Source organism: Caulobacter sp. FW305-C-30-S16, assembly GCF_058783025.1.
On the sequence record NZ_JBYSYH010000001.1, the window covers coordinates 543,522 to 553,836 of the forward strand.

The following is a 10,315-nucleotide window of genomic DNA, read 5'->3' on the forward strand; positions in this document are numbered from 1 at the left end:
GCCCCGCCCGTCTGAAGTCCCCATGACCATCACCCTTGACGATATCAGGGCCGCCGCCGCCCGGCTGGAAGGCCACGTAGAGCGCACGCCCTGCCGCTATTCCCGCACCCTGTCGGAGATCACCGGCGCGGAGGTGTGGGTCAAGTTCGAGAACCTGCAGTTCACCGCCGCCTACAAGGAGCGCGGCGCGCTGAACAAGCTGCTGCTGCTCAGCGACGAGGAGCGCTCGCGCGGCGTGATCGCCGCCAGCGCCGGCAACCACGCCCAGGGCCTCGCCTATCACGGCGCCCGCCTCGGCGTGCCGGTGACCATCGTGATGCCCAAGGGCACGCCCTTCGTGAAGGTTGAGCACACCCGCCAGCACGGCGCCAACGTGGTCATCTTCGGCGACACCTATGACGAGGCCGCCGCCCACGCCCAGCAGCTGCGCGAGGAGCGCAGCCTGACCTTCGTCCATCCGTTCGACGACTACGACGTGATGGCCGGCCAGGGCACGATCGCCCTGGAAATGCTGGAAGACGTGCCCGACCTGGAAATCCTGCCGGTGCCGATCGGCGGCGGCGGGCTGATCAGCGGCGTGGCGACGGCGGCCAAGGCGATCAATCCGAACATCCGCATCATCGGCTGCGAGCCGGCGATGTTCCCCAGCTTCACCGCCCGCATGCGCGGCCTGAACGCCGAGGCCGGCGGCCAGACCATCGCCGAGGGTATCGCGGTGCGAGAGGTCGGGACCAAGACCTATGCGGTCGCCCGCCCCCTGATCGACGACGTGCTGCTGCTGGAAGAGCCCTATATCGAGCGGGCCGTGGCGCTCTACTGCAATGTCGAGAAGACCATCGCCGAGGGCGCCGGCGCGGCGTCGCTGGCGGCGCTGCTCGCCTACCCGGAGCGGTTCCGCGGCAAGAAGTGCGGCCTGATCCTCTGCGGCGGCAACATCGACACCCGCCTGCTGGCCTCCGTCCTGACCCGCGAACTGGTGCGGGCCCAGCGGCTCGTCTCGCTGCGGATCATCGGCGACGACCGCCCGGGCCTGCTGGCCACCGTCAGCCGGGTGATCGGCGAGATGGGCGGCAACATCATCGAGGTGGCCCACAACCGCCTCGCCCTCGACGTGCCGGCCAAGGGCGCGGAGTTCGACATCATGATCGAGACCCGCGACGCCCAGCACACCCAGGAAATCATGGTCGCCCTGCGCGACTGCGGCTACCCGCCGCGCACGGTCTAGGAGTTTCGCTGATGCTCAAACGCGTCCTCATCGTCGCCGCCCTCGCCAGCCTCGCCGTCGCCGGCTGTGCAAAGAATGCGGAAGCCGACGCCTCGCTGATCCAGGCCAACGCCGCCTCGGCCGCCGCCTATATGGAAAAGACGGCCAAGGAGCCGGGCATCCAGAAGCTGCCGTCGGGCGTGCTCTACAAGGTGGTCGCCTCCGGCCCGGCCTCCGGCGTGTCGCCGCGTCGTCAGGACGAGGTCAAGGTCCACTACGAAGGCAAGCTGGTCACGGACGAGATCTTCGACAGCTCTTTCGCGCGCGGCGCCCCGGCCGTCATGCGGCTGGGCGGCCTGATCCCCGCCTGGATCGAAGCGCTGCAGAAGATGAAGCCCGGCGACGAATGGATCCTCTACGTCCCGCCCGCGCTCGGCTACGGCGAGCAGGGCACCCCCGGCGGCCCGATCCCGCCCAACGCCGTGCTGATCTTCCGCATCCAGCTGATCGGGGTTCTCCCGGCGGCTGGGAGCACCGGGTTCGGAAACTAGCTTTCCTCTCCCAAGTGGGAGAGGTCGTCCTAGTCCGTAAACACCACCGTCTTGCGACCGTTCAGCAGCACCCGGTCCTCCAGCGACCAGCGCAGGGCCCGGGCCAGCACGCGGCGTTCGATGTCGCGGCCCTTGCGGATCAGGTCATCGGGGGTGTCGCGGTGGCTGATGCGTTCGACGTCCTGTTCGATGATCGGGCCTTCGTCGAGATCGCCGGTGACGAAGTGGGCGCTGGCGCCGATGACCTTCACCCCGCGTGCATGGGCCTGGTGATAGGGCTTGGCGCCCTTGAAGCCCGGCAGGAAGGAGTGGTGGATGTTGATGCAGCGCCCCTCCAGCTTGGCCGCCAGGCCGTCTGACAGCACCTGCATGTAGCGGGCGAGCACCACGAGATCGGCGCCGGAGTCGCGGATCAGGGACCAGACCTGCGCCTCCTGCTCCAGCTTGGTGTCCTTGGTCACCGGCAGGTGGTGGAACGGCAGGTCGGTGAGATCGACGTTGCGATAGGTCTCGGCCGGATGATTGGAGATCACCCCGGCGATGTCCATCGGCAGCTCGCCGATGCGCCAGCGGTAGAGCAGGTCCGAAAGGCAGTGGTCCGACTTGCTGGCCAGGATCATGACCTTCTTGCGCACTGCCGGATCGCGCAGGCTCCAGGTCATCGAGAAGCTGTCGGCCACCGGCGCGAAGTCCACGCGCAGGGCGTCGGCGCCATGGCCGTCCGGATAGAACACCACACGCATGAAGAAGACGCCCGTCTCGGCGTCGTCATACTGCTGGGCGTCGAGGATGTTGCAGTCCCGCTCCGCCAGAAACGCGGACACCGCCGCCACGATGCCGCGGCGGTCTGGACAGGCGAGGGTGAGGATCAGGCCCTGGGTCGACATGGGGGAGGGCTTAAGGGGGGAAGGCCGTTCAGGGCAAGCCTTTGCGCGCGCCACGCGTTCATCTCCCAATCGGGAGAGGATAGGCGCCCTGGCGGATCGATCCTAAACAGACCCCATGACCGACGCCGCCTCTCTCGTCGACGACGCCATCGCCATTCTGGGCAAGCTCGTCGCCTTCGACACCACCTCGCGCGGATCGAACCTGGCCCTGATCGACTGGGTCGAGGCTCATCTGGCGGACCAGGGGATCGTCAGCCGACGCATCGCAAGCCGCGACGGCGACAAGGCCAATCTGCTGGCCTCCATCGGCCCTGCTGCCGAAGGGGGCGTCATCCTGTCGGGCCACACCGACGTGGTCCCCGTCGACGGCCAGCCCTGGACGTCCGATCCGTTCGTCCTGACCGAGCGCGACGGCCGGCTGTATGGCCGCGGGTCCTCTGACATGAAGGGCTTCATCGCCCTCGCCCTGGCCGCCGTGCCGCTGTTCCACGACGGCCTGAAGCGGCCGGTCCATCTAGCCTTCTCCTACGACGAGGAGGTCGGCTGTTTCGGCGCGCCCGACATGATCGCGGTGATCGCCCGCGACCTGCCCCGGCCGGCCCTGTGCATCGTCGGCGAGCCGTCGCTGATGAAGGCGGTCGGCGGCCACAAGGGCGCGGCCTTCTTCCGCGTGGTGGTCAGCGGCCGCGAGGCCCACTCCAGCCAGACCCACCTCGGCGTCTCGGCCAACATGGCGGCTGTGGAGCTGATCAGCGCCCTGTCGACACTGGCCGATGATCTGGCGGCGAATGCCGACCCCGCCTCGCCGTTCGAGCCGAAAGGGACCAGCCTGACGATCGGCCGGATCGACGGCGGCACGGCGGCCAACATCCTCGCCCGTCGCTGCGAGATCGTCTTCGACGTCCGCGCCGAGCCCGGCGACGACCCGCTGGTCGTGCTGGCGCCGTTCATCGCCCGGGTCGTCGACCTGGACGCGCGACTGAAGGCCCGCGATCCCGACTGCGGCGCGGTGTTCGAGATGCTCGCCAATGTGCCGTCGATGGCGCCGGACAACGGCGCGGCTGAGGCCTTCGTGCGTGGCCTGACCGGCGACAACGGCCCGGTTCGCGCCGTGCCCTATGCGGCCGAGGGCGGCCAGTTCCAGGGCGCGGGCTTCTCGACCGTCATCTGTGGTCCCGGCGCGATCGACCAGGCCCATCAGCCGGACGAGTACGTCGAGATCGACCAGATGCGCCAGGGCGCGGCCTTCATGATCCGGCTGGCGGAGACGCTGCGAGCCTCCTGATCCTCCCCATCGGGGGAGGTGGCGCTGCGCAGCAGCGACGGAGGGGGTCCGCTCAGATCTCGGGTGACCCCCTCAGTCCGCTTCGCGGACAGCTCCCCCGAAGGGGAGCATCGCCCCCAGCCGACCCAACGCCCACACTGCCGCATCGCGCACCACCTCCGACGCGTCCCCCGTCAGCGCCGCCGCCGACGCCGACAGCGTTGGATCCTCGCTGTTGCCGATGGCGTAGAGGACGTTGCGTACAAACCGGTCGCGGCCGATGCGCTTGACCGGGCTCTTGCGGAACATCGCCCGGAAGGCTGTATCGTCCAGGGCCGCCAGACTGGCCAGCGGGGGCGACTGCAGTTCCTCCCGCGCGTGAAAGGCGCTCTCCCGCGCCTCGGCGGCGAACTTGTTCCAGGGGCAGACGGCCAGGCAGTCGTCGCAGCCGTAGATGCGGTTGCCCATCGCCGCCCGGAGGTCCTCCGGGACCGGTCCCGCGTGCTCGATGGTCAGGTAGGAGATGCAGCGCCGCGCATCGAGCCGGTAGGGCTCCGGGAAGGCGCCCGTGGGGCAGATATCGAGGCAGGCGCGGCAACTGCCGCAGTGATCGACTTCGGCGGCGTCCGGCGTGATTTCCAGCGTCGTCAGGATCGAGCCGAGAAACAGCCACGACCCCAACTCGCGCGAGACGAGATTGGTGTGCTTGCCCTGCCAGCCGAGGCCCGCCCGCTGGGCCAGCGGTTTCTCCATCAGCGGCGCGGTGTCGACGAACACCTTCACATCGCCGCCATGCCGCGCCACGATCTGGCCGGCGAGCGTCTTGAGCCGCCCCTTGATCACCTCGTGATAGTCGTCGCCCTGCGCATAGACCGAGATCGCGCCCGTCGACCGCGCCTTCAGCGCCTCGAGCGGGTCGCGGTCGGGACCATAGTTGAGGCCGAGGACAACGGCGGAGCGGGCCTCGGGCCACATGCCGGTCGGATGGACGCGGCGGGGCAGCGTCTCGGCCATCCAGCCCATGGTTCCGTGCAGCCCTTCGGCCACGAAGGCCTCCAGCCGCGCGCCGGCCGGCCAGGCGTCGGCGGCCGAGCCGAACCCGCAAACGTCAAAGCCGAGGCCGAGGGCTCCGGCGCGCAGGCGAGCTCTGTCAGGGTCAGAAATCAAGGTCGTGATAGTGCGGCGCGGGGGCCATGCCCGGCCAGCGGTCCGCCAGCAGCGGCCGGAAACAGGGCCGCGACTTGATCTTCATGTACCAGGTGCGGACGATCGTGAAGTCGTTCCACGGCACGTCGCCGAAGTAGTCGATCACCGACAGGTGGGCGGCGGCGGCCATATCGGCCAGCGAGATGCGCTTGCCGGCCAGCCAGTCGCGGTGGGCCAGCAGGCCCTCGATGTACTGCATGTGCAGCTTCAGCGCGTCGCGGCCGGCGCGGATGTTGGCGAGCGCCGGGGCGCCCAGGCCCAGCAGACGCTTTTCCATCTTCTCGTGCAGCAGGAAGCCGGAGACCTCGGCGTCGAACTTGCGGTCGAACCACTGCAGCAAGCGGCGGGCTTCGGCGCGTTCGGCAGGTTCGCGGCCCAGCAGCGCTGGCTCGGGGTTCTGCTCCTCCAGGTGCTCGAGGATCGCCCGGGTTTCGCAGACGACGATCCGGCCGGGACCTGAGCCCTCGACCAGCACCGGCGGCACGCCCGACGGGTTGAGCAGGGCGAAGTCGGCGGGGCTTTCCCACCAGCGCACCTGCACCTCGGTGAACGGCAGCCGCTTCTCGCCCAGCGCCAGCCGCACCTGCCGGGAGGCCGGATCGAGCGGAAAGTGATGGAGGATGCGTTCGACGCTCATCGCGGGCCTGACTGATTCGTCGCGCAGCTAACGCCGGGGGGCGTTAAGGGCGCGTTTACCGCGCCGCGTGCTCGGCCTCGCCGAAAGTCCCGCCGTGCGGCTCCGCCCGACCGTGAGGATCGGGGTGAATGATGATGTCCGCGGCCGGAAAGGCCGCCAGGACCCGGTTCTCCGCCGCCACCATAGCCTCGTGCGCCGCGGCCAGCGTGCTGTCCGGGTCGAGGTCGGCATGCATCTGGATGTGGATATAGGGTCCGGACGCGCGCGTCCGCAGCTGGTGCACATCCTGGATGCGCGGGTCCTGCTTCATCAGCGCGATGATCCGGGCCCGGTCGCCCTCCGGCAGCTCATGATCCATGAGCTGGTTGCCCGCCTCGCGGAACACGCCGATGGCGCCCCACAGCAGCCAGGCCGCCACCAGCAGGCCCGCGGCGGCGTCGAGCCAGGCGAGACCCAGCAACGCCGCGCCGGCGATCCCGGCCATGGCGGCGATGTTGGACGCCAGATCGGCGGCGTAGTGGGCCCGGTCGCCGGCGACGGCCACCGACCGCGTGCGCTTGAGCACCCAGGACTGGACGGTGATCAGTCCGAGCGTCAGCAGGACGGACAGGCCCATGACCGTGATCGCCCAGCCGCCGGCCGCGATCGGCTTCGGATCCATGATGCCGACGATGGCCTCTCGGCCGATCAGGGCGGCCGAGGCGAACACCAGCCCGCCCTGCATCAGGCTGGCGAAGGCCTCGGCCTTGCCATGGCCGAAACGATGCTCGGCGTCCGGCGGCGCGACGGCGTAGCGCACCGCGTAGAGGGTGATCAGCGACGCCAGCAGGTCGAGGCCGGAGTCGGCCAGCGAGGCCAGCAGCGCCACCGAGCCGCTGGCCAGCCAGGCGGCCGTCTTGGCGGCCACCAGGACCACGGCGGTCGCCACCGACAGGCTGGTGACCCGCCGGGTCAGGACGGCGGTCTGGGCCGGGGTCAGGGGCGTGGTTGTCATGCCGCCGTTCTAGCGTCCCGCGCCCGCCGACCCCAGCGCGAACGACTCGCGGGTGTCAGGCCGCCTGGCGCGGCTGCGGGCCGATGTACTGCGACGCCGGGCGGATCAGGCGTCCGCCGGCCAGCTGTTCGCGCGCATGGGCGATCCAGCCGGCCACGCGACCCATGGCGAAGACGCCGGTGAAGGTCGTGGGCGGAAAGGCCAGCGCCTCCAGCAACAGGGCGGTGTAGAACTCGACGTTGATGTCCAGCGGCCGGTCCGGCTTGCGGTCCTTGAGGATGGCCAGGGCGGCCTTCTCGACGGCCTCGGCGAAGGCCACACGGCCGGGCAGGACGCTGGAGCCTTCGCTCATCCGCCGCACAGCAGCCTTCAGCACATCCGCGCGGGGATCGCGAACCCGATAGACCCGGTGGCCAAAGCCCATCAGCCGCTCGCCCCGGTCCAGGGCCGCCTCCAGCCAGGCCCGGGCGTTCTCCGGCCGGCCGATGCCGTCGAGCATGTCGATCACCGGACCCGGCGCGCCGCCGTGCAGCGGCCCCTTGAGGGCCGAAATGCCCGCCAGCACCGCCGATGTCAGACCGGCCTGGGTCGAGGCGACGACCCGGGCGGCGAAGGTGGACGCGTTCAGGCCATGGTCGCTGACCGTCACCAGATAGGCGTCCAGGGCGTCAGCCTCCGCCTCGGCCGCAGGGCGTCCGCGCAGCATCCGCAGGATGTCGGCGCTGTGCCGCAGCGAGGCGTCCGGCGGCACGAGCGACTGGCCGGCCTGGGCCCGGACTACGGCCGGAGTGAACACAGCCGGCGCGGCCAGCAGCTTCAGCGCCGTATCGAGCCCGTCGCCGTCGGCGAGCCGGGCGGTCAGGGCGCGCATGGCCTCGACCGGATTGAGCTTCAGCAGGCCCGCATCGAGCGCCGCAGTCTCTGCGAATACCGCCACCCGCGCCTCGCCCAGCGCCCGCGTCAGATCAGCCGGCATGTCGTCGAAGAATCCGTCGAACAGCAGGTGGGCGACATCCTCGAAGCGGGTCCGTCCCGCGAGGTCGTCGAGGCTGTAGCCGCGAATGATCAGATGGCCCGCCAGGCCGTCCACGTCCGAAAGCACTGTGCGGGCGGCGATCACGCCCTCAAGACCGTCACTCATGTCCTGTCTCCTTTTCATGGGGAGACAAATCCGCCCGGGCTGTGATATCGTCAATCTTGATCAATATAATCAATGTAAGATCATGGATCGCGACTGGGTTTCGGCGGAAGAGGCGATGGACCGGCTGGGGGTGCGCCCGCAGACGCTCTACGCCTACGTCAGCCGGGGCCGGATCGAGGCCAGACCTGATCCCGCCGACCCGCGCCGCAGTCGCTATCGCCTCGCCGACATCGACGGGCTGGCCCAGCGCAAGCAGCGTGGCCGCAAGGCCTCCGAGGTCGCCGCCGGCGCCATCGCCTGGGGTGAACCGGTGCTGGCCTCGGCGATCACCACCGTCGCCGGCGGGCGGTTGTTCTATCGCGGACGCGACGCGGTCGACCTCTCCGAGACCGAAACCCTCGAGTCCGTCGCGCGGCTGCTGCGGGGCGGGCACGGCGCTTCATTGAAGACCGCGCCGCCGGCCCTGCCTCAAGGTGGCCAGTCGCTGCGCGAACGGCTGTTCAGCGCCCTCTCGGCGCGGGCCGGCATGGACCCGCCGTCGCGGGGGCGGGCCGCGCTGGCGCTGGCCGTGGAGGCGGTCGGGCTGCTGGACCTGGTGGCCGACGCTGCTGCCGGCGCTGCGGGCGAGGGGCCGATCCATCGGCGGATCGCCACGGCCTGGGGCAAGCCCGAGGCGGCCGACTTCATTCGCCGCCAGTTGGTCCTGCTGGCGGATCACGAGCTGAACGCCTCGACCTTCGCCGCCCGCGTGACGGCCTCCACCGGCGCGTCGCTGGCCGCCTCGGCCCTGTCCGGCCTCTGCGCGCTGTCGGGACCCCTGCACGGCGGCATGGCGGGACGGGTGATCAACCTGGTGGAAGAGGCGCGTCGTATCGGCCCTGAGGCGACGGTCGCCGGACGGATCGCCCGCGCCGGACCCACGCCGGGCTTCGGCCACCCGCTCTATCCGGATGGCGACCCGCGGGCGGCGGCGCTGCTGGCCGCCTTCGAGCCGCCTCCGGAGTACGCGGCGCTGCAGGTCGCGGTGGAATCCATGACCGGCGAGGCGGCCAATGTCGATTTCGCGGTGACGGCGCTGAGCGCCCGGTTCGGGTTGCCGGCAGACGCCCCGTTCGCCCTGTTCGCCGTGGCGCGGACAGCCGGCTGGCTGGCCCATGCGGTCGAGCAGGTCCAGACCGGCGCCCTGATCCGCCCGCGGGCCCGCTATATCGGCGAGGCGCCGCCGGCGTAGTAGCTGTTGCGCGCGTTCATCATCGCCGTGACCAGCTCCCGCTCGGCGTCGTTGAGGAACGGGTTCCAGATATCGAAGATCAGGATCACGCGAAGCTGGTCCGCGTCATTCCAGGCCTCGTGATTGATCGAGTCATCAAACACCCAGGCCTCGCCCATCTTCCAGTCGCGGGTTTCGTTGCCGACCCGGAAGCGGGCCGGTCCGGGCAGGATCAGCGGCAGGTGCACCAGCAGGCGGGTATTGGTCGAACCGGTGTGAGGTGGAATGCGGGTATTGGCCTCCAGGGCGGAGAACAGCGCGGTCGGGGCGAAGCCCGGCTGGTCGGCCATCGGCAGGCTGTCCAGGAGCGCGGTCGTGCCCGGACAGACCGCGCAGGCCTCGTCCTGCCGGCGGCCATCCTTCCACAGCCACAGCGAGCGCCAGTTCATCGAGTTGTTCAGCTCGCCCCACTGGCCGACCGGAGAGCCGGGCGGATAGGCGACGTAGGGTGCGAACTCGTTCCTGGCCTTCTCGAGCGCGACCTCCAGCTCCCCGCGGATCATATCGGTGGCCGCTTCCAGCTGCGGCAGCCAGGGGAAGAGGTCGCGATCATAGAATGGAATGGCCGGCAGCTGGGGGTAGTGAAGCAGCAGCGGCTCCTGAACGAACGGCTTGCGACGGCCGGCGTAGATGTCGAGCGCCTCCTCGAACCGTCCGAGGGATGCGCCGCCATGCCGCGACTTCACGTCCTCGACCTGCCGGCGCAGATAGTCCGCCAGGGTGTCCGCATTCTCGGCGACGAGGCGGCGGGCATGGGCGATCGGCGCCGCCAGCGCTGCGGGAATCTCCCCCTCGGGCGGGGCGGCCTCCAGGATGTCGCGATAGAAGCGCGCAGCGACCCGCACGCCCGCAAGACGCTCAAGCAGGGTCCCCTTCGAAAGCAGGGCGACGAAGTGGTACGGATCGATGGCCAGCACGCCGTCCAGCGACATCAGGGCGCCGTCGAGGTCCCCGGCGAAGCGCTGCGCCGAGGCCTTGAGCATCTTGATCGAGATGTCCGTCGGCGCGGCGGTCCCGGCGCGGTTCAGCAGCTCCAGGGCGGCCTTGACGTCGCGCTGTCGCAGAGCCGCTTCCGCTTGCTTGACCAGCGCATCCGTTTCCGGCGCCAGCGTCGTCGCCATGTCATCCCCCGGACGCGGCAACTCGAAGACCCGCGTTCAC

At 70.0% G+C, this 10,315-nt stretch carries 10 protein-coding genes; 4 read left to right on the top strand and 6 right to left on the bottom strand.

Annotation, left to right across the window (positions count from 1 at the left end):
* Positions 1 to 22 precede the first annotated feature (22 nt).
* Entirely contained in the window at positions 23 to 1,225 is a 1,203-nt protein-coding gene (locus tag AC3WJT_RS02605; RefSeq protein ID WP_492341505.1) for a threonine ammonia-lyase, read from the top strand.
* 11 nt (positions 1,226 to 1,236) lie between these two features.
* Complete coding sequence (locus AC3WJT_RS02610) at positions 1,237 to 1,755, top strand: FKBP-type peptidyl-prolyl cis-trans isomerase (protein WP_492341506.1); 519 nt, start codon at positions 1,237 to 1,239, stop codon at positions 1,753 to 1,755.
* Positions 1,756 to 1,784: 29 nt separating this feature from the next.
* Here AC3WJT_RS02610 and purU read toward each other — a convergent pair whose 3' ends face one another.
* Positions 1,785 to 2,627 carry a formyltetrahydrofolate deformylase gene (purU, locus tag AC3WJT_RS02615; protein WP_492342361.1) on the bottom strand — a complete coding sequence of 281 codons (843 nt, stop codon included), beginning with the start codon at positions 2,625 to 2,627 and terminating at the stop codon, positions 1,785 to 1,787.
* Between the two features lie 130 nt (positions 2,628 to 2,757).
* Here purU and argE point away from each other — a divergent pair, with 130 nt between their 5' ends.
* Complete coding sequence (argE, locus tag AC3WJT_RS02620; RefSeq protein WP_492341507.1) at positions 2,758 to 3,927, top strand: acetylornithine deacetylase; 1,170 nt, start codon at positions 2,758 to 2,760, stop codon at positions 3,925 to 3,927.
* A gap of 72 nt (positions 3,928 to 3,999) precedes the next feature.
* Here argE and queG read toward each other — a convergent pair whose 3' ends face one another.
* Genes queG through AC3WJT_RS02640 form a run of 4 tightly spaced genes read right to left on the bottom strand, consistent with a single transcriptional unit; the run spans position 4,000 to position 7,884 of the window.
* The gene (gene queG / locus AC3WJT_RS02625) at positions 4,000 to 5,082 is read right to left on the bottom strand and encodes a tRNA epoxyqueuosine(34) reductase QueG (RefSeq protein ID WP_492342362.1); all 1,083 of its coding nucleotides are present in this window, start codon (positions 5,080 to 5,082) and stop codon (positions 4,000 to 4,002) included.
* Positions 5,063 to 5,749 carry an FtsZ-binding protein FzlA gene (gene fzlA, locus AC3WJT_RS02630; RefSeq protein ID WP_492341508.1) on the bottom strand — a complete coding sequence of 229 codons (687 nt, stop codon included), beginning with the start codon at positions 5,747 to 5,749 and terminating at the stop codon, positions 5,063 to 5,065. The genes queG and fzlA overlap by 20 nt, the downstream gene beginning before the upstream one ends.
* Before the next feature lie 55 nt (positions 5,750 to 5,804).
* Entirely contained in the window at positions 5,805 to 6,743 is a 939-nt protein-coding gene (locus AC3WJT_RS02635; RefSeq protein ID WP_492341509.1) for a cation diffusion facilitator family transporter, read from the bottom strand.
* 55 nt (positions 6,744 to 6,798) lie between these two features.
* Positions 6,799 to 7,884, bottom strand: a complete 1,086-nt coding sequence (locus AC3WJT_RS02640; RefSeq protein WP_492341510.1) for a citrate synthase/methylcitrate synthase — start codon at positions 7,882 to 7,884, stop codon at positions 6,799 to 6,801.
* Positions 7,885 to 7,966: 82 nt separating this feature from the next.
* Here AC3WJT_RS02640 and AC3WJT_RS02645 point away from each other — a divergent pair, with 82 nt between their 5' ends.
* The gene (locus tag AC3WJT_RS02645) at positions 7,967 to 9,115 is read left to right on the top strand and encodes a citrate/2-methylcitrate synthase (RefSeq protein WP_492341511.1); all 1,149 of its coding nucleotides are present in this window, start codon (positions 7,967 to 7,969) and stop codon (positions 9,113 to 9,115) included.
* Here the strand turns inward: AC3WJT_RS02645 and AC3WJT_RS02650 are convergent.
* Positions 9,088 to 10,275, bottom strand: a complete 1,188-nt coding sequence (locus AC3WJT_RS02650) for an aspartyl/asparaginyl beta-hydroxylase domain-containing protein (RefSeq protein WP_492341512.1) — start codon at positions 10,273 to 10,275, stop codon at positions 9,088 to 9,090. The genes AC3WJT_RS02645 and AC3WJT_RS02650 overlap by 28 nt on opposite strands.
* Positions 10,276 to 10,315: the final 40 nt, after the last annotated feature.

Bases quoted from the DNA above. Each gene is read 5' to 3' on its own strand.
- AC3WJT_RS02645 (WP_492341511.1), top strand. From the start codon at position 7,967: ATGGATCGCGACTGGGTTTCGGCGGAAGAGGCGATGGACCGGCTGGGG.
- AC3WJT_RS02650 (WP_492341512.1), bottom strand. From the start codon at position 10,275: ATGGCGACGACGCTGGCGCCGGAAACGGATGCGCTGGTCAAGCAAGCG.
- AC3WJT_RS02605 (WP_492341505.1), top strand. From the start codon at position 23: ATGACCATCACCCTTGACGATATCAGGGCCGCCGCCGCCCGGCTGGAA.
- argE (WP_492341507.1), top strand. From the start codon at position 2,758: ATGACCGACGCCGCCTCTCTCGTCGACGACGCCATCGCCATTCTGGGC.
- AC3WJT_RS02635 (WP_492341509.1), bottom strand. From the start codon at position 6,743: ATGACAACCACGCCCCTGACCCCGGCCCAGACCGCCGTCCTGACCCGG.
- AC3WJT_RS02640 (WP_492341510.1), bottom strand. From the start codon at position 7,884: ATGAGTGACGGTCTTGAGGGCGTGATCGCCGCCCGCACAGTGCTTTCG.
- AC3WJT_RS02610 (WP_492341506.1), top strand. From the start codon at position 1,237: ATGCTCAAACGCGTCCTCATCGTCGCCGCCCTCGCCAGCCTCGCCGTC.
- fzlA (WP_492341508.1), bottom strand. From the start codon at position 5,749: ATGAGCGTCGAACGCATCCTCCATCACTTTCCGCTCGATCCGGCCTCC.